Below are 15,654 nucleotides of genomic sequence, written 5' to 3'. Positions count from 1 at the left end.
CGCCTATGAATGAAAATCAGGCGAAGTACATAGCAGAAACGGCTAAGTTAATTGCTATAGCGCAGTTCGGATACTTTGGTTACAAATCCTTAGAAACGCCGGATCACGCTTTATTTTATGTTTCGTGTGGCGTTTTTATTATGCTAACGATAATTGGTACTGTTGTTCTTGGTCTTGTTAAAAAGGAAGTCAAATGAGTAATATAAATGGAATGGACATTGCTGTTTTAGCAGTCAGTATCGGTTTTGGTATTTTTGCTCTCGGTTTCTACTTTTGGGCAAAACATCAAGAACGTAATAATCAAGAGTAGTGATTGGTCTCCTGCATACGCTAGAAGTTTATTCTAAAAGTAGTGAGGATTAAAAGCATGGAAGAAAATGAAGGATTAATTGGTTCTGCATTAATTGCACTTTTCATTGTTATTCTGGTTTGGTTTATAAATAAAGACTCAAAGCAAAAAACAGATAAGCATCAAAGCTAATGTTCTTGGTCTTGTTAAAAAGGAAGTTATGAGTACACAGGTAATTGTTTTTCTTTTAGTTGTGTTCGCAATTTTTGGTGTTCTGTTGCGACTATTAAAAATAATGCGGCTATTAAAAAGGAAAAAGAAAAATCTATTGGAGTAAAAATCTCCAAAGTTACCCACGGCTAACCAAATTTAGCCATTTTACCCATCAGGGATATATCGTCCTGGTGGGGTGGTATATCCCTTTTTTTATTTTGGAGATATACCATGATTAGAAATATTATCGTGTCAGCCGTTATTGGCTTCATTGCTGGATCACCTTTGGTTTTTTTGGCTTCAGTGCTTATTTACGCTTTTGTAAGTGGCTTGATTGAAGGCTATAAAGGTCTTGTGCCAGCGGTGGTTAAAGAGCTTAAACAAGCTTTTTTGGCACCGGCTTTGCCATCACCTTCTTTAAATAAAGATAGTGCAAAGACAGACAAGCCACCCTTGTTTGAACTGCACGATCAACCAAGTGAAGGTCAGTTAAAGTTTTTGTTTTATGTCGGTTTGCGCCCACTGAATGAAAAACACCTGTCTTGGAATCTTGGTCGCAAAATGAAGGATTCAATTAAAATCTTTCCTAGCACTGCGGAACTTGAATTTAAAACTCATGTTCTTCAAAAGGCTGGATATATTAAGACTGACCAAGTTACCTGGTCACTTTCTTGATATAAATTACCGCGCTTTGTCGCGGTTTTTTTTCGCCTTAATTTTGAGTATGATATATTCATACACTTGTTTTTAGGAGTCTAGCGATGCTTAGAAAAACCATTACATTGACCGATCAGCAAGATAGTTGGATTAAAAGCCAGGTTGAGCTTGGTCATTTTGGAAATGATTCGGAATTTATTCGTAGTTTATTGCGTAAAGAAATGTTGCGTAAAGAAGCAGAGTCCGAGTTAATTCAGATGATTGACGATGCTGAAAAATCTGGTTTGAGTGAGAAAGCACCGAAGAGGATTTGGGATTCGGTCGTATCGAGCATGAAAGGCTAATCGTGAAAGGCTAATTTTTAGTGAGAGAAATTGTACTTACGAAAGAAGCTGAAAACGATCTTGAGAAAATTGCCAGATATACGATTGAAAATTTTGGATTGGTGCAGGCTGAAAAATACTATTTTGGCTTGTCAAACGCGTTTGATACGTTAGCTCAATACCCTGATCTTGGCCTTAATTGTACGTCGTTGAAGCCAGATTTAAGCCGCTTTGTTTACCAGTACCATACGATCTACTTCACCTCAGATTTATGCTGCTTGAAAGTGTATCGAGTTCTTAGTCAGAAACAAGATCCGCTGCGTCAGTTTTCCGAGTAAGGGTTTAAGGGCTTTGTAAGGGCATAAGGGGTGCGGTCGAGGGCGACCGCTAAACGGAATTGGTTAAAAGAATGGTGCAAGGGAAGGGGTCTAAAGGAAGGGCGGCCTTAATGGGTAAGGCCTTATCCGGTAAGGGCACACCGTCCCGGTGTATCATCCCGCGCCTGCGGCGCTAAAAGGCACTGCCTGAAGGCAGTTTAAGACCAGTGCCTGATTTGACTAATGAATAGAAAAGTTAATCATAACCACTGTGTTGATTTTGCTAGATTTGAGCCAGTTGTTGACTAGAAAGGCTGCTTCAGCCAAGCAAATAGTCAGTTCTACGGATTCTGGTACAGCCAAAAAAATTGGTTTATCATAAAGGTTGTTTCGATGATTTATTATCAAGCCTTTGCTGAGTGTGCTCAGTATCTTTAAACGCTTATCCGCGTTGTAAAACTAGGATGCCCTTAACCCCAATGGGAATACATTTCCCATTGGGTGCTGTGTTCTCGTTGGATTTTTATTTCAAGGAGTTTGCATGGTTAATATTAACTTTAAAGCGCTTAGGGAAGACCTGAGGAAGCTTGGACTTGTTCTTGCCGGTGGTAGTTTGGCAGCTATCTTTTTAGGTTCGCCTGCAACAACGCATGAAGAAGCTTTACAGGCTATGGTGCTTGGATTGCTATTCTATGTATTAGGCTTATTTTCCTTTTCATCGGAGTTGGAAAATAAATAAGGAGGTTAGTATATGTCTACTTTCACTTGGGCGCTTTTAGGCGTTGGTTTGTTTTTTCTAGCTCTCTATGCTGTTGGTTTCATCCAAGAGCTACGAAAGCATAAGAGAGGATAAACATATCTTTAACCCGATCAAATGATCGGGTTTTTTATTTTGGCCAAAATCAATAAAATTGCTCCCGAACAAAATTTGCCACTGCTTCTCGTCGATGATTTATAGCTTCGTGATTAATCGTTATTTTGTTCGCTTCATAAAATTGGACGGCTTCTTGGATCTCAATTGATGACACTTTTCGCTCCAATCGATCTAAACCGCAACCGACGATAGAACCGATTTCACTGCCATATTGTTCTGTTAGTAGATCTCTGTAGAAACTCATTGGACTCTCCTTACTTGCCGTTCAATTTCATAGATTGCAGCAAACTCCAAAAATATAACTTGTGAAATTCGTTCTTTGGCGTCTTTGTTCCAAAAGAAAATTCCATCGGAATAAATACTATCGAAAATCTTGCTCAGATCATAAACTTCGGTGGTTTGGAATGTACCAGTGTTTTTTAAAATCCCCGTCGTTATGGAATGATTCCCTCCGCCGATCCAGGTAATTTTTGATGGTAAGAATGTGAACCCTAAGTGATTAGTTTTGTGCTCTTTCCAAGGGTTTTCAGGCTCTCCAATCGTTTCCATGCAGCTAATGAATCTTCCATGATGCCAGGGTTCAGCAATGACAGTATCAGTAGAGAGATCTATCATTTGTTCGGGTGGGTCGCTTCTTAATCGTTCCAATAATTCATATTCTGCATTTTTATTGAAAAACCTGCCAAAAAAATCCTCTTGTCTATTGTGAGGTGCAGCGTGCATATCTGACATGGCATAGTCTACGAAACGTTGATATTGCACCTTGCGAGCAAGTCCATTGATGTAGGCTTGAAGAGCATTAGGGTTCTCTTTGTATATCTGTAAGCCAAGATTGACTAAGTTCCTAAATTGCTTCTTTTTGTGGTCGATTTTCTTGTTTCTAAATTTAAACATTTTTTGAATTCTGATTTTTTATTCGGTTACATTTCTAGTCGAATTTGACATTCTAGCAATGGATCTCAAAAAATCACTGCTAAACGCCCCAAAATTCCAAGTACAGAATTTCCGCACTTGGAATCACATACAAAATTTCATTCGCTTGATAGCATGACTCTTAAGTTTAGTTAGGAGGCGTTGAATGAAATTTTGTATGTCCAGGGTTTTGCTGTTGGTTTCAATGATTGTTTTATCCGGTTGCTCGGTTAATCCATCTAAGCCCATTGATTCTGAGCCAGTCGAAAAAGAACATCGGTACAGCGTAATCAGTGGTTTAGATGGAACTCAGTCGAATGATCTTCATGTTGTTTCAGTCAATGGCCAAATTGCGTTGCATGATAACTTGCTACTGCCAAAGGGAAGCCATCATTTTACTGTTCGATTTTATCCAAAAAAGCAGGGCGTCATGATTTACCGATTTTATTCAGATTTGGATTCAGGTCATTGCTACCAGTTGATCAAAGAGTTCGATTCTTATCGACTTCAAAAAACAGCCGACCAATCAAGTTGTCGAACATTGATCAAGAAGAAAAAGCGGTTGTACCGCTTTAGTTAAAGGGATTGTGATGTTTACTTTTATTACACGAATAATTTTTAGTTTAGCTGCCGCAGTATTATTGGCTTTGTCCGCTGGCTATGTGCTTAATACAAGCACGCCTTATGGAATGGAGCGGGATCCGGACGTTTTTTATGCTGTCTTTTTTGGCTTGGCGGTTGTTGGATTTATTCTTGTGGCCAGTTCGCGCCGTTTGTGGTGTGGGTGGAAGAGAGTGTTCTTTTATTTGGCATTGATCCTGGTCTCAAACCCGATTCTGCTTTATGTCTATGGCGGTAACAGCATTGTCTTTGCATCAAGCATTATTGTTGGTGGTGTAGGGGTTGTTTCATTTTTCATATCGGCTTTAATCCATTGCTCAAAAAGAGAGCGTTACAAATATTAATCTGAGTTTTGGGGTTTATCAGAATGAAAAAATTAAATGTTTTTAAGTATGGCCATTGGTTTTTATTATTCTTAGTGATCATTAATTCAATCTATCTGTTTCAATCTGATCCAGGTCTGATTGATCGTGCAATAGCACTTAATGATTCGCTTATTTCGTCGAATATTTTTGTGCAATTTGGTTCGGTTATTTTTGGTATTGCTTGGGGGATTTGGTTTGTTGGTTTTGTAATGACCAAGCCTTGGGCGTTAAGGGCAGCACTCTACTTTTCTTCGGGCGCACTGGTTTTATCTGCCCTCGATCTAGCGTTTTTTGGGATGCTAAAAGCCACTGAAGATGTAGCATTTATCGTTGGTTGGATTGTCTTGTTACGCATTTTAAATTTGGAGTTCGTGCAAAAAAAGTTCACTCAAGCCAATCTAAATGCGTCGCATTGATTCATTTTTGATAAGATTTCAGTGTTTATCACTCATTGAGTGAACCTTTGCTTACTTCGGTAAGCGCCTTTAGCTGACCTCTTCGGTTTTACTTTGTCAGCAACCGGTTAACCGGTAAAACCATTTTTTACCCCACAGGGATATACTCCCTGTCGGGCTGGTATATCCCTTTTTTATTTAGGAGATATACCATGTCATTTTTTAACGATGTTTTCGGCGTTGCGCACCTTGTTGTTCCATGCCTTGAAGATTCATACCGTGATTGGAATGAAACCCATTCTGATGATCTTGTCGAAACAATTCTTTCTGATATGACGGTTGAAGGCATGAATGCGAATGCTTTCATGAATCGATTAATGTCAGATTCCTTAGCAAAAATTGTTGAAGGATTTGATAAAAAGTCTGAATCAATAGGCCTTACAGTTGATGAAAACCCATTCGCTAAAATGGATGTTTTTGTCAACGGCATTGATACCTACTATACAGGTTACGATGAAGGCCGACTGGATTTTAGTTCACCTGGTGATATTGCCGATTCTGGTGCAGATAACTTGATTAAAGAAGCTATTCTTATGGTTGTGTTTGATCGAGTGGCTACCGACTATCACTTGCTTTATCCGGAAGAGATAATTTGTGAATTTGATCCGGATTATCTGAATGAATTAGCTTTGAAAGTTATTCAATATTTTGATCCAGACTTTAAACGACAAGCGATTTCTGAATTCTTTGATTATGAATGTGAGGTGTTTGAATATCCTGAATTCATTTCAGAGTTGTTGCAGCAGGACTTTTCAGTTTTGAAGGATAATCTTATCCACCATAACTTTGACAAAAGCGATATTGACCTTTTGCGTTAGGGTTTTAACTACGACCGGTGCTTTTGCGCCGGTTAACTTTCATTTTAATTTTTTAGACCTACCGGCAGGTTGGTCCATAAAAATTAATGGATCAAAAAACAATTCTCTATGACGGTTCCAGGAGCCGGTATAGAGAATTGTTTGATCGTTAGATCAGCAACCCTTGCTAAGTTCGCTTAGCGCCCTTAAGCAGCCCCATCGGATCCGTTGGCTGCAACCTGGTTTACCAGGCGGATTTAATTTTAACCTTCGGGGTACACCAATGCCCGGGAGGGTGGCGGTGTATCTCTTATTTGGATATACAATTATGTTTCTTTTATTTATTTCTCATCCTATGGGTGAGCGTTCAAATGCTCTTTATTTTTCTTTAACAGAAGTTGAGGGTGTGCTTTCTGATTGCGGGTTTGATTCTGAATCTTGTTCAAAAAAACTTAGTTCTTTACAAAAAGAGCCGGGTTCAAGCGTTTCTTTAGAGTCAGGTAGTCAATCGGCAATGGTTACGCATTGGCAAGATGTTAACTCAAGTCCTGAAGTAGATGGCAGGGCTTCGATTAATATCATTGTTCAGGAAGTTAATGGCGTTTTGTGCGCGCACTTAACAAGGGAAATGCAATTTGCGACCGAGATTGACTGCATGGAGCTGATTGATCTTTGGTTTCCAGTTAATGAGTCAGATTTGTTTAAGTCAATTGAGGATGTGTTTGTCGCCAATCGAATAGCTCACAACGTCACTCATATTGAAGAGTTGCGTAAATGCGGTAATTCAACCGATTATCGTGTTGAGTTCAATGTTGGTGCTAGAGGGGTAGCTGCATGAGTCAGAATTATGATTCTTATCTTGTCGAAGATGAGAGTGTTGTCTTTTACAAAAATGGTGAGGTTGTTATGACTTTGCCGCTGTCAGAACTTGAGAAGATTTTGCTGGCCTATAAAATCGCCGATACCGCTATCTTTTAGCGATTTCGTTTTTTTCAACGAACCGCGCTTGTCGCGGTTTTTTTGTTTCGTAGGGATGTCACAAGCTGGTTTTGATAAAACGGTGGTAGTGAGCCTGGGTGTGATGTTTCAAAAACGTATGTTTTTGAAACATTCCAAGAAGCCTTGATTATGATTGGTAATCAGGGCTTTTTTTGTTTCAAAATATGTGTCAAAATCAAAGTGCCAAAAACGGTTGTTTTTTTATTTTGATACTCAAATGTTCTATGAACATGGATTTGGGTGCTAGAGGGGTGATTAATTGAAGATCGGCTACGCGCGCGTAAGCACATCAAGCCAGGATACAGGTTTGCAGATTGATGCATTAAACGCGCATGGCTGTGAGCAAATCTATGAAGAAACTGGTTCAGGTTCAAAATCAGATCGTCCGGAGCTTGTGGCAGTTTTAAAAGCGTTGCGCCCTGGCGATCAATTGGTTGTTTGGAAGCTTGACCGGCTAAGCCGGTCGCTGAAGGATCTCATATCGATTGTGGCAGATTTGGAAGGTCGAGGGGTTCAGTTTGTATCGCTTACTGATGGTATCGATACAACAACATCAACCGGCAAGCTAGTGTTTCATGTTTTTGGTGCCCTGGCTGAGTTTGAGCGTAATATTATTTCAGAGCGCACAAAAGCAGGGTTGGCAGCGGCGCGATCGAGAGGGCGTAAAGGTGGTCGTAAGCCTAAAATGACATCAAAGCAAATTGCTATGGCCAAAGCCATTATGGATAATCCAGATCGAGCACAAACTGCTGAAGAGGTTGCGGAGCAGTTTGGGGTTTCGCGAGCAACACTATTTAGGTATTTACAGTAATAAAGGTTTTCAGATGCCAACAATAAGCACTTTCTACGGAATTATTATTCAGATGTTCTATGGCGATCATGCACCACCTCATATTCATGTTAAATACAGTGGTCATGAAGCTGTTGTTGATTTTCAGAAAATGGAAATTATTAAAGGCTCATTGCCTCGTAGAGCGGCCAACCTAGTTTTAGACTGGGTAGAATTGCATCAAACTGAATTAATGGAAGATTGGGAGCTTTGTTCAAATCATCAAGCACCAAAACCTATTGCACCTTTGGAGTAAGTTATGGAATGGGATGTTACAGAAGTAAGAGTGAAAGCTGATAATGCTTTGTTGGTTCGATTTAAAGATGGGGTAGAGGGAACGGTTGAGTTTGCCAATTCATTTTTCTATGGCGTTTTTGAAAAATTGAAAGACCCAAAAAAATTTCGTCAAGTCATGGTTGTTGATGGCGTTGTTACCTGGCCAGGAGAATTGGATTTAGCCCCTGATGCCATGTACAACGAAATCAAAAAAAATGGTTTATGGATTTTAGAAAAGTAATTTTTCGGTATAAATGAAAAACCCAGCAATTTGCTGGGCGTAGTATAAGTTAGCGTTTATGCTTTTGATCTTGTTTATGCTTATGGTGCAAAGCAATAGCCAGAGCACCAAAAGCGATTATAAACACAGTGGAAAAGCCAATTACATGGACAAGTGTATACGCTGTCATGGTTAATCTCCTGTATTGATTGAGAGTATAGCATACGTTGTTGCTAGTAGCGTCAGGACAGCTAAGCAAGTAATTGCAACGATGATCCAGTCACCCTTCAATAGGGCTGGATAACCGAATGCGCCAAATTGACCAAAGGCCGTAATTTCTACCGCTCTTGCCAAAAATGTTTTTTGCTCTTGATTCAAAGGCGTACCTCCAAAGTAAAAATGAGATACGCCGTTTCCCTATGGGATTGGCATATCCCATAGGGTTGATAAAAAAATGGCTTCGACCGGCGAGCCGGTTGCTGACTAATAAAGCCGTTAGGTCAGCTAATGGTGCCTAGTTATTTGACAACGCTAGGCGGCGTTTAAAGGTGCTTACCGCAGTAAGCAAAGGCCTGATGATAAATCATCAAAATGCCATTCAATTTTAGCAAATCGAAAATTTTTTGTTTATTCCTGTTCTTTTTAAAGAATCTCTTGTTTTCTATCATCGGGGGCTGGGATGATGGTTCTGAATTTAAAACAGGAGTTTATTATGAATTTATGTGAGAGTCAGTTTGTCGTCAGGCCTGACGGCGACGGAAAATTTTCGGTTTGGTTTGATGGCCGGTGTATTGCGGCCAACTTATCTGAAGCGGTCGCTAAGAAATTAGTCGCTGATATTGTTTTCTATTTGACCGCAAAAGAGTTGGCAGAAATTATTCGTAAATATCTGAATGAAGAAGAAATTTATCGTATTGAAAATGAGATATTTCAGCGGATTAGTGAAGAGATTGATGCTTGTTACGATAACCTGCTGGGCAGGTAAATAAAAAGCCAGGCTATGAACCTAGCTTTTTGCTTTTGAGCTATGAAGTCGGTTTAGGTTTAGAAGATACCGGCTACCGATTTCACTAGCTTATCTTCAAGCATTGGCTTGGCTTCGTCAAATGCTAAGTTTACTTGGTTTGCAACCGCAACAATACGAGTGCTGTGCGTTAGATAGTCGCTTTGGCCAGAAATCGTTTGACGAGTATTCATCGACGTACCGCTACCTGCATTCGCTTGGGTTGTGTAGTTTACTTTTCCTTTCGCCTTTTCTTTGATTTGAATATCAGAGACAAGGTTGAAATAAACATCCTTCACCAGCGCATCAGCTGCAATGCCTGCTACAGCACCAAGTAGTGCACCGCCTGCATAATTATTGCCTGTTGATCCGGCCATCAAAACGCCCGCAGTGGCACCACCAAATCCGGCATCCATCGAATTGTATGCGTCATCCTTATTAGTCTCTTTTACAGACAAGATATTTTGCTGAAGAACGTAGTTGGCTTGCGCAGGATCGTTGACGGCACGATACCCTTTTGACTGAAGTGTTTTGGCTAATTGCTGATTCATTGCTTGGGTATCGATACTTTGATCCGAAGAGTTACGAATTTGGATGTAAACGGTTTTTTTGTCATTGCTGACCGGTTCCAAGAAAACCGAATTACTCATTTTGGATTGAACGCTTAGATTGCGTTTTTCAATTGCGGTTCCAACGGTCGAACAGCCGTTTAAGGTCACAATGCCAGTTAGAGATAGGGCGATAATCAAAGGTTTCATTGTTTTCATGAAAATTTCCTTGCTGATGTTAATGATGTTTTTTTGTTGTTAAAACTCAATTTTAAAATGAAGTTTACGACTTTCGGGTTGTATTATAGCGTGTTGATAAAAACTTACATTAATTCCAAGTGCAGAAATTTTGCACTTGGTTTTCATAGCGAAAATAGTCTTATCTGACATAATGCGCAAAATCCCTAATTATTGACTAAAGGAAAGGATGTGGTTAACGGTCAGCGAATGGTGAAGCCTGCGGAGGTGACGCCTTTAAATGCTCATGTATATCGTGTTTTTAATGTTTTTGATCGCCTGTATCAGTTCGGCGCAACCGATTATTTTGCCCGGTTTCAAGGCGTTGATGAGGGCTATCGAATTTTTTCTGAGGCATTGCGCGGATTAACGACCGAACAAGTCAACTTGGGGATCCGTCGGGTTGAAGGGCTTGAGAATCGAAAACTTGTGTTTCCGGAAGCGCGAGCGTTTTTCAACCTGTGTATTTGGAATGATCAAGAGTTTAGTGAGCAACTTTGGCGCTATGAAGAAAAAAATTGATCAGCTTATTCTTGAACAGTATCGATACCAAGTTGTTAAACAGATTGTTGAAACGTTAAAGCTAAATCTGATCGGTATTGACCGGTTAATAGGCTTAGAAGTCGATTTCGATGAATTGCAGAGCGAATTGTTTGAGTCGATCGAGGCGTGTCATGCTGCCATGCAGTTGCGAATTGCAAGTATTTTGGTGGAGCATGAAATGCTAAAAATTAAAGCGACCTGCTTAGTAAAACATGAGCGTTGGAATCCGCTTGAAGAGCCGATTATTTGCTTTGCTGAACGATGTGAAAACTTTCATTGTTTTATCAGTGCTAAGCCGGTTTTAAGCCTGGCAGATGTTGCACAATGGATTAATAAAAAGCTATGTACCAAGCATTAAAGAGTTTCGCCGGTCGGTTATTTGCTAAACCGGTAGAGGAAGTTTTTTCCGTGCCGAAAAAAGTGCATTGGATGCGGGTGTTGACGGCTAAAGAGTTGTTGACACCACATCAAAGTGAGTTGAATGAGATTCGTGAAATCGCCGGTTTAACCCCAGAGCACTTTGAACATTATTATCGTAAACCGATCGAGCGCTATGCTGAAGCTGTTCAATTGTCACCAGCGAGTGAGGTGCATCATCATGCTTATGAAGGCGGAATGCTAGAGCATAACTTGGAAGTCATTGTAAATGCACTGAGAATCCGCAGGGGGCAGATTTTGCCGCCAGGTGTTATTGCTGAAGACATTGAGCGAAAAAAAGATATTTGGACGTATGCGGTTTTTGTTTCGGCACTCCTGCATGATATTGGTAAGCCGGTTACTGATTTTAGTTTTGTGGCGAAAACCGGCCTGCGGTGGAATTTACTGTCCACATCCTCGATGCCGGAAGTGTATGAGATCCGTTATCACAAAGGGCGGGTTCACAAGCTACATGAGCGTTTACCGATGATGGTAATGCACAAGATTTTGGATGAAAGAGCCATCGAATGGCTTTGTGCCGATCCCTTGGTCTTTCAGCACTTATGTTATTTCTTGAGTGGGGATTACAGCTCCACGCCTTTGATTTCAGAGATCATTCAAAAAGCTGATCAGATAAGTGTTGCTGCAAATCTTGGTGGTGATGTGCAGCAAGTGGTTGCAACGACGGCTGAACGTCCGCTTCATGAGCGATTCTTGCATACGCTGCAACAGATGCTTGCTGAAGATGCCATGCCGATTAACCGCAAAGGTGCAGCGGCTTTTACCGCTAATGACCGTGTGTATTTCGTTTCTAAGCGTTTATTAGACGAGGTGAAGGATCGAATGCGCAAAGATGGGCAATCGGTGCCGAGCCGTAACGATCGCTTGATGGACGAATTACAGCAGTTCAAAGTCTTGCTTCCAAATGAAGATAAAGCAATCTGGCGCTGCAAGGTGCAGATCGATGATTGGGAAATGAATTTTTCCTTACTGTGTTTTGATGCCGCTAAAGTTTGGCCAAGTCTTGATGATCGACCGGAGCAACCGGCGAATCAAAATGTGACCCCTATCGATGTCAATGGCAAGCCTATTGATCAGACTGATAGTCAGAGCGTTAAAACTGAACCAGAAAAAGCCGTTCCGCAACCAGATTCCAAAGCTAAGAAATCTGAACCAAAGCCACCACCGGCTAAAGCTGAACCTAAAAAGTATGAGCCAGAATCGAAGCCGAAGAGTAAAACGGTTCCGGAAGAGAGTAAGACGAGCAATAAGCAAGAGGATTCATTGCCTCCGGAACTTGATGAGTTGGATGCGTTGTTAGCTGCGCCGGTGCCGAGTACCGACGACCTAATTGGTGATTTTAGTGACTTTGCTGAAACCGATGATTTCGATGATATGGACGCCATTGAAGACCTGGTTTTACCGGATCCAGAAGAGAAAGCCGCTAAAGCGTCTAAAAAACCGCAACCGGCTGAACCTAAATCTCAACTCAAATCCAAAAAACAGGTGGAGCCAGAATTAGCAAGTGTCGATCGAGAAGCTATGCTTGAGGATATTAAAGCTAAGGCGGCAAAGGGGCGCTCAAACTCCGTTGCATATCATAATGAAAAAGTCGCAGAGCAGGCTGATAGCCAGATTGAGTTTGACGACCCTGATTGTCCGGCAGCGCTGTTTATTAAATGGCTGACGGCAGGGGTTGCAGAAGGTAAAATTCCGGCCAATAACCCAGCGAACCAAGTGCACTTTGTTGAAGAAGGTTTGTTCCTGGTCAGTCCGGCAATCTTTAAGACGTTTGAGCGTCAAACAAGAGTGTCCTGGACGATTGCGCAAAAAGACCTGACCAAGAAAAAGATCAATCTGAAGACGCAGCGCGGTGACAATATTTTTCAGTACGAGATTAGTTCTAAATCCGGGCGTAATGCGCCTAGAGTGATCAAAGGCATTTTGATTCCGGATCCGCAAAAGATTGGCCTGAAGTCCTCCCAAATTAACGAATATTTACGCCTTATCAATGACTAAAAGAATAAAAATACAGTCGAAACGGCTTCGCTACAATACCGCCGTTGCACGCTATCAGAAAGAAACCAATAATAAAGATTCAGTCAATGAGTTGAGCCAGTTTAAGCGTTTTAGTGAAGTCGTTGGTAATCCATTTATTGATCAGATCGATCGCAAGATGATCAATGAATTCATTCTTAAACGGCAAGATGACGGCGTAAGCAACACTACGATTAATCGTACATTACAGAAACTACGATCTTTGCTGAATAAAGCAAAGCGCGAATGGGAGGTGATCGATGGTGAGCTGCCATTCATCAAAATGTTTACTGAGTCGGGTAATACGCGGGTGCGGTGGTTAACACGAAACCAGGTGAAGCGTTTAGCGCACCGGTTGCCAGAGCATTTAGCCGATATGATGCTGTTTTCCGTTGAAACCGGTTTACGCGAATCGAACGTAACACGGCTACGTTGGGATCAGATTCATTTTTCAGAAAAAGTGATTGTCGTTGAAGGGGATGATGTCCTGAAATCCGATAATCCTTTTATGGTGCCTTTAACGGAAAAAGCGTTGGAGATTTTGAAGCGTAATCGCGGCAATCACCCGGATCGCGTGTTTACTTTTCGTGGTAATCCGGTGAAAAAAGCCAGTACCAAAGCTTTTAGAGAGGCAGTTGACTCTTGTGGTATTCGTGATTTTAGGTGGCATGATCTACGGCATACCTGGGCGACTTGGCACGTTCAGCGTGGCACGCCTTTGGAGATTCTTCAGAAGCTAGGCGGTTGGTCTAGTTTGCAGTCGGTGCAGCGCTATGCGCATTATGGCTATAAGGATTTAAGGCCTTATGTTGAGGATTTTTAAACAGCCACATAAAAAAGTATAGGGTTATCAACAAGTTTGAGGAATGTTTACTTTTTCCATGCTTTCGCCTAAAATTGGCGTTGAAGGTTTTTTTACTGTCTGGAATTGAATAAGTTTGAGACATAAAAAAACCCAGATTTTCCTGACCGAAAATCTGGGTTTTGTAACCCTTCACAAAGTAATAGATAAAGGCTGCTGATATAGCTTTTACCAAATGTTTGAGATAAATTTATCACAAATTTTTGGAACTGTAAAAGGTTTTGTGATAAAAGTGTAGCTCGTCGGGCTCATAACCCGAAGGTCGTTGGTTCAAATCCAGCCCCCGCTACCACATTCCAAAGCCTTGACTGGCGCGGTTTTCAGCCGATTCAGTCAGGGCTTTTTTATTACCCAAAATTCGCCACTGTGGGGAAATATGCCGGTTCAGCATTCGAAATCTGTTTATGTACCTGTTTAAATGCTGATATCTAAAGTGTGCAGGGCGGTTTCATCATTTTTTTGTGATACCTTTCATCAAGTATCTGAAGTCGCTCTAAAAGTATCCTTTGATTTAACTGCCTTTTTGGCAGAGCGTGGCAAATACGATGCGGATAACATGCCCAAATTGAATTGTTGTTAGGTTGCGTCAATTGCGCTCTTTGCGCGCAATCGACAATGGTGAGGTTATTTTGCTTTATAGCTATAGGGTTTTTCTTGGTCGACTTTTTGCATAATAAGCTCGACATTTCGTTGCAGTTTGGCGAGTTGCTCTTCAATTAATTTTTGTTGGGTTTGCATTTGATTGAATTGCGATTCAAGTCTTTGCTGCGATTCTTGTTCTTTTTGTGGATTTGTATTGGGTGTTTTTAGTGTCTGAAGTTGTTCGTTAATTGATTTTAGTAGGGTGTCATGCTTTGAAACTAACCAGCGAATATCGGCCAGTTGTTGGCTTTGTTTATCGTTCAGCTCTAATCGTGTCAGTGCTTCTTGTTGAGGCGCATTTTTAGCGAATTGTTTTTCGGTTAGTTTGCTTAATGCTTGACTGAGTTGAAGCTGTTGTTGACTGAGTTGAGTGATCTGTTGGTTTAGGGTCGCATAAACTGGCTGCAATTGATTTTGAATTGCGATCTCTATTTCTTGGGTATTCATTTTGGCTGTGTGGTTTTCAAGATGAGTAAACTGCTGCGCTGTCGTTGTTTCTGGTTCAGTCAATAGAGTATCGTTGTGGGTTTCGCTTGGAGCATGAATTGCGCCGTCAGCGTGATGCTCATCCATGGCTGGTGCTGTTATCTTTTCTGATGTGGTGGTTGGTGTGGCGTGATTCTCTACAATGGTATCCGTTTCGGTTTTTGGCTGAGCATTAGCCATTTTTTCGACATAGAATCGACTAGCTTCTATCTGTGCACTTAGGTCGTCAATTTTGATAGAGAGGTCGCGTTTGAAAAGGGCGTTTTCAGTTTGGATAATATCTAAAATTTCGCCTTTTAGTTGTTCTTGTTTGTTGTTAAGTTGGTAATAGGCCGTGCCCATGAGGGCAATTGAGGCGAGTGCTAACATTAGAGTGATGATAAGCATCGCTCCAAAAAGTTTTTTGCTATCGCCAAGCTCTTTTGCGGCATTGCGTATCGATTGACGCCAATTAAAGTTGGCGTTACTGAGTTCATCAGTATGTTCGCGCATTTTTTCAGAGAGTTTTAAGCTGGCTTGTGCGGCTTCTTGGCTTTGGGTTGCCGCCTCCTGAGCGGCTTTAGCCGCTTCTAGAGCGATTAAGGAAGCGTCCATTTTTGCACCAGCAGATACGTTATTGAGCTCGCTTTGTTGCTGTTGCTGTTGCTCGATGCGATTGACTAGATTGTCTTCGGCAAGATCCAGTCCAGCGACGGCATCGAGAAGATCATCTACCTTATCATTATCATTCAT

Annotated in this window: 24 protein-coding genes; 19 read left to right on the top strand and 5 right to left on the bottom strand. The window is 41.1% G+C overall.

The window, feature by feature from the left end:
* Positions 1-5: 5 nt before the first annotated feature.
* The 5 genes from HRR27_RS08510 to HRR27_RS08490 all read left to right on the top strand — a co-directional run bounded on the left by HRR27_RS08510 (position 6) and on the right by HRR27_RS08490 (position 2,538).
* Positions 6-197 (top strand): hypothetical protein, encoded by a 192-nt coding sequence (locus HRR27_RS08510; protein WP_173272785.1) that lies wholly within the window; start codon positions 6-8, stop codon positions 195-197.
* Between the two features lie 536 nt (positions 198-733).
* Positions 734-1,177, top strand: coding sequence for a hypothetical protein (locus tag HRR27_RS08505; RefSeq protein ID WP_173272783.1), 444 nt, complete (start codon positions 734-736; stop codon positions 1,175-1,177).
* A gap of 86 nt (positions 1,178-1,263) precedes the next feature.
* On the top strand, positions 1,264-1,503 hold the full coding sequence (locus tag HRR27_RS08500; RefSeq protein WP_173272781.1) for a ribbon-helix-helix domain-containing protein: 240 nt from the start codon (positions 1,264-1,266) through the stop codon (positions 1,501-1,503).
* A 20-nt stretch (positions 1,504-1,523) separates the two neighbouring features.
* Positions 1,524-1,820, top strand: coding sequence for a type II toxin-antitoxin system RelE/ParE family toxin (locus tag HRR27_RS08495; RefSeq protein ID WP_173272779.1), 297 nt, complete (start codon positions 1,524-1,526; stop codon positions 1,818-1,820).
* A 520-nt stretch (positions 1,821-2,340) separates the two neighbouring features.
* A complete protein-coding gene (locus HRR27_RS08490; RefSeq protein ID WP_173272777.1) occupies positions 2,341-2,538 on the top strand; it encodes a hypothetical protein in 198 nt (65 codons plus the stop codon).
* 163 nt (positions 2,539-2,701) lie between these two features.
* Here the strand turns inward: HRR27_RS08490 and HRR27_RS08485 are convergent, their stop codons facing one another.
* Together HRR27_RS08485 and HRR27_RS08480 are read right to left on the bottom strand one after the other, a co-directional pair.
* Positions 2,702-2,917 carry a hypothetical protein gene (locus HRR27_RS08485; protein ID WP_173272775.1) on the bottom strand — a complete coding sequence of 72 codons (216 nt, stop codon included), beginning with the start codon at positions 2,915-2,917 and terminating at the stop codon, positions 2,702-2,704.
* Positions 2,914-3,567 (bottom strand): DUF6710 family protein, encoded by a 654-nt coding sequence (locus HRR27_RS08480; RefSeq protein WP_173272773.1) that lies wholly within the window; start codon positions 3,565-3,567, stop codon positions 2,914-2,916. The genes HRR27_RS08485 and HRR27_RS08480 overlap by 4 nt, the downstream gene beginning before the upstream one ends.
* Positions 3,568-3,751: 184 nt before the next feature.
* Between HRR27_RS08480 and HRR27_RS08475 the strand changes: the two genes are divergently transcribed.
* The 9 genes from HRR27_RS08475 (at position 3,752) to HRR27_RS08435 (ending at position 8,168) form a co-directional block, all read left to right on the top strand.
* Positions 3,752-4,165: a hypothetical protein gene (locus HRR27_RS08475; RefSeq protein WP_173272771.1), complete on the top strand. Its 414-nt coding sequence runs from the start codon at positions 3,752-3,754 to the stop codon at positions 4,163-4,165.
* Between the two features lie 10 nt (positions 4,166-4,175).
* The gene (locus tag HRR27_RS08470; protein WP_173272769.1) at positions 4,176-4,550 is read left to right on the top strand and encodes a hypothetical protein; all 375 of its coding nucleotides are present in this window, start codon (positions 4,176-4,178) and stop codon (positions 4,548-4,550) included.
* Positions 4,551-4,573: 23 nt separating this feature from the next.
* Positions 4,574-4,987, top strand: coding sequence for a hypothetical protein (locus HRR27_RS08465; protein ID WP_173272767.1), 414 nt, complete (start codon positions 4,574-4,576; stop codon positions 4,985-4,987).
* 191 nt (positions 4,988-5,178) lie between these two features.
* Positions 5,179-5,844, top strand: coding sequence for a hypothetical protein (locus tag HRR27_RS08460; protein ID WP_173272766.1), 666 nt, complete (start codon positions 5,179-5,181; stop codon positions 5,842-5,844).
* Between the two features lie 307 nt (positions 5,845-6,151).
* Entirely contained in the window at positions 6,152-6,661 is a 510-nt protein-coding gene (locus HRR27_RS08455) for a hypothetical protein (protein ID WP_173272764.1), read from the top strand.
* The gene (locus tag HRR27_RS08450; RefSeq protein ID WP_173272762.1) at positions 6,658-6,801 is read left to right on the top strand and encodes a hypothetical protein; all 144 of its coding nucleotides are present in this window, start codon (positions 6,658-6,660) and stop codon (positions 6,799-6,801) included. Before HRR27_RS08455 ends, HRR27_RS08450 begins: the two co-directional genes overlap by 4 nt.
* A gap of 280 nt (positions 6,802-7,081) precedes the next feature.
* Complete coding sequence (locus HRR27_RS08445; protein ID WP_173272760.1) at positions 7,082-7,633, top strand: recombinase family protein; 552 nt, start codon at positions 7,082-7,084, stop codon at positions 7,631-7,633.
* A gap of 13 nt (positions 7,634-7,646) precedes the next feature.
* A complete protein-coding gene (locus HRR27_RS08440; RefSeq protein ID WP_173272758.1) occupies positions 7,647-7,907 on the top strand; it encodes a DUF4160 domain-containing protein in 261 nt (86 codons plus the stop codon).
* 3 nt (positions 7,908-7,910) lie between these two features.
* The gene (locus HRR27_RS08435; protein WP_173272757.1) at positions 7,911-8,168 is read left to right on the top strand and encodes a DUF2442 domain-containing protein; all 258 of its coding nucleotides are present in this window, start codon (positions 7,911-7,913) and stop codon (positions 8,166-8,168) included.
* Positions 8,169-8,339: 171 nt separating this feature from the next.
* Here the strand turns inward: HRR27_RS08435 and HRR27_RS08430 are convergent, their stop codons facing one another.
* A complete protein-coding gene (locus HRR27_RS08430) occupies positions 8,340-8,525 on the bottom strand; it encodes a hypothetical protein (protein WP_173272755.1) in 186 nt (61 codons plus the stop codon).
* Between the two features lie 334 nt (positions 8,526-8,859).
* Here HRR27_RS08430 and HRR27_RS08425 point away from each other — a divergent pair, with 334 nt between their 5' ends.
* Entirely contained in the window at positions 8,860-9,132 is a 273-nt protein-coding gene (locus HRR27_RS08425; RefSeq protein ID WP_173272753.1) for a hypothetical protein, read from the top strand.
* A 59-nt stretch (positions 9,133-9,191) separates the two neighbouring features.
* On the opposite strand, the gene HRR27_RS08420 is transcribed toward HRR27_RS08425, so the two are convergent.
* Positions 9,192-9,917 carry a complement resistance protein TraT gene (locus HRR27_RS08420; RefSeq protein ID WP_173272751.1) on the bottom strand — a complete coding sequence of 242 codons (726 nt, stop codon included), beginning with the start codon at positions 9,915-9,917 and terminating at the stop codon, positions 9,192-9,194.
* 210 nt (positions 9,918-10,127) lie between these two features.
* Here HRR27_RS08420 and HRR27_RS08415 point away from each other — a divergent pair, with 210 nt between their 5' ends.
* The 4 genes from HRR27_RS08415 to HRR27_RS08400 are packed head-to-tail and all read left to right on the top strand — an operon-like array spanning position 10,128 to position 13,755.
* On the top strand, positions 10,128-10,457 hold the full coding sequence (locus tag HRR27_RS08415) for a hypothetical protein (protein ID WP_173272749.1): 330 nt from the start codon (positions 10,128-10,130) through the stop codon (positions 10,455-10,457).
* Positions 10,441-10,836 (top strand): hypothetical protein, encoded by a 396-nt coding sequence (locus tag HRR27_RS08410; protein WP_173272747.1) that lies wholly within the window; start codon positions 10,441-10,443, stop codon positions 10,834-10,836. Before HRR27_RS08415 ends, HRR27_RS08410 begins: the two co-directional genes overlap by 17 nt.
* Entirely contained in the window at positions 10,821-12,914 is a 2,094-nt protein-coding gene (gene mobH / locus HRR27_RS08405) for a MobH family relaxase (protein ID WP_173272745.1), read from the top strand. The genes HRR27_RS08410 and mobH overlap by 16 nt, the downstream gene beginning before the upstream one ends.
* Positions 12,907-13,755, top strand: a complete 849-nt coding sequence (locus HRR27_RS08400) for a tyrosine-type recombinase/integrase (RefSeq protein WP_173272737.1) — start codon at positions 12,907-12,909, stop codon at positions 13,753-13,755. The genes mobH and HRR27_RS08400 overlap by 8 nt, the downstream gene beginning before the upstream one ends.
* 663 nt (positions 13,756-14,418) lie before the next feature.
* On the opposite strand, the gene HRR27_RS08395 is transcribed toward HRR27_RS08400, so the two are convergent.
* Positions 14,419-15,654 (bottom strand): hypothetical protein, encoded by a 1,236-nt coding sequence (locus HRR27_RS08395; RefSeq protein ID WP_173272735.1) that lies wholly within the window; start codon positions 15,652-15,654, stop codon positions 14,419-14,421.

Source organism: Thiosulfatimonas sediminis (assembly GCF_011398355.1).
GTDB classification, from domain to species: domain Bacteria; phylum Pseudomonadota; class Gammaproteobacteria; order Thiomicrospirales; family Thiomicrospiraceae; genus Thiomicrorhabdus; species Thiomicrorhabdus sediminis_A.
Note: the sequence above shows the minus strand (reverse complement) of the source record. Positions and strands in the feature narration are given on the sequence as shown.

What these genes read in the sequence shown, in the direction of transcription:
- HRR27_RS08510 (WP_173272785.1), top strand. Translation starts at nt 6, where the DNA reads ATGAATGAAAATCAGGCGAAGTACATAGCAGAAACGGCTAAGTTAATT.
- HRR27_RS08505 (WP_173272783.1), top strand. Translation starts at nt 734, where the DNA reads ATGATTAGAAATATTATCGTGTCAGCCGTTATTGGCTTCATTGCTGGA.
- HRR27_RS08500 (WP_173272781.1), top strand. Translation starts at nt 1,264, where the DNA reads ATGCTTAGAAAAACCATTACATTGACCGATCAGCAAGATAGTTGGATT.
- HRR27_RS08490 (WP_173272777.1), top strand. Translation starts at nt 2,341, where the DNA reads ATGGTTAATATTAACTTTAAAGCGCTTAGGGAAGACCTGAGGAAGCTT.
- HRR27_RS08485 (WP_173272775.1), bottom strand. Translation starts at nt 2,917, where the DNA reads ATGAGTTTCTACAGAGATCTACTAACAGAACAATATGGCAGTGAAATC.
- HRR27_RS08480 (WP_173272773.1), bottom strand. Translation starts at nt 3,567, where the DNA reads ATGTTTAAATTTAGAAACAAGAAAATCGACCACAAAAAGAAGCAATTT.
- HRR27_RS08475 (WP_173272771.1), top strand. Translation starts at nt 3,752, where the DNA reads ATGAAATTTTGTATGTCCAGGGTTTTGCTGTTGGTTTCAATGATTGTT.
- HRR27_RS08470 (WP_173272769.1), top strand. Translation starts at nt 4,176, where the DNA reads ATGTTTACTTTTATTACACGAATAATTTTTAGTTTAGCTGCCGCAGTA.
- HRR27_RS08465 (WP_173272767.1), top strand. Translation starts at nt 4,574, where the DNA reads ATGAAAAAATTAAATGTTTTTAAGTATGGCCATTGGTTTTTATTATTC.
- HRR27_RS08460 (WP_173272766.1), top strand. Translation starts at nt 5,179, where the DNA reads ATGTCATTTTTTAACGATGTTTTCGGCGTTGCGCACCTTGTTGTTCCA.
- HRR27_RS08455 (WP_173272764.1), top strand. Translation starts at nt 6,152, where the DNA reads ATGTTTCTTTTATTTATTTCTCATCCTATGGGTGAGCGTTCAAATGCT.
- HRR27_RS08450 (WP_173272762.1), top strand. Translation starts at nt 6,658, where the DNA reads ATGAGTCAGAATTATGATTCTTATCTTGTCGAAGATGAGAGTGTTGTC.
- HRR27_RS08440 (WP_173272758.1), top strand. Translation starts at nt 7,647, where the DNA reads ATGCCAACAATAAGCACTTTCTACGGAATTATTATTCAGATGTTCTAT.
- HRR27_RS08435 (WP_173272757.1), top strand. Translation starts at nt 7,911, where the DNA reads ATGGAATGGGATGTTACAGAAGTAAGAGTGAAAGCTGATAATGCTTTG.
- HRR27_RS08425 (WP_173272753.1), top strand. Translation starts at nt 8,860, where the DNA reads ATGAATTTATGTGAGAGTCAGTTTGTCGTCAGGCCTGACGGCGACGGA.
- HRR27_RS08420 (WP_173272751.1), bottom strand. Translation starts at nt 9,917, where the DNA reads ATGAAAACAATGAAACCTTTGATTATCGCCCTATCTCTAACTGGCATT.
- HRR27_RS08410 (WP_173272747.1), top strand. Translation starts at nt 10,441, where the DNA reads ATGAAGAAAAAAATTGATCAGCTTATTCTTGAACAGTATCGATACCAA.
- mobH (WP_173272745.1), top strand. Translation starts at nt 10,821, where the DNA reads ATGTACCAAGCATTAAAGAGTTTCGCCGGTCGGTTATTTGCTAAACCG.
- HRR27_RS08400 (WP_173272737.1), top strand. Translation starts at nt 12,907, where the DNA reads ATGACTAAAAGAATAAAAATACAGTCGAAACGGCTTCGCTACAATACC.
- HRR27_RS08395 (WP_173272735.1), bottom strand. Translation starts at nt 15,654, where the DNA reads ATGAATGATAATGATAAGGTAGATGATCTTCTCGATGCCGTCGCTGGA.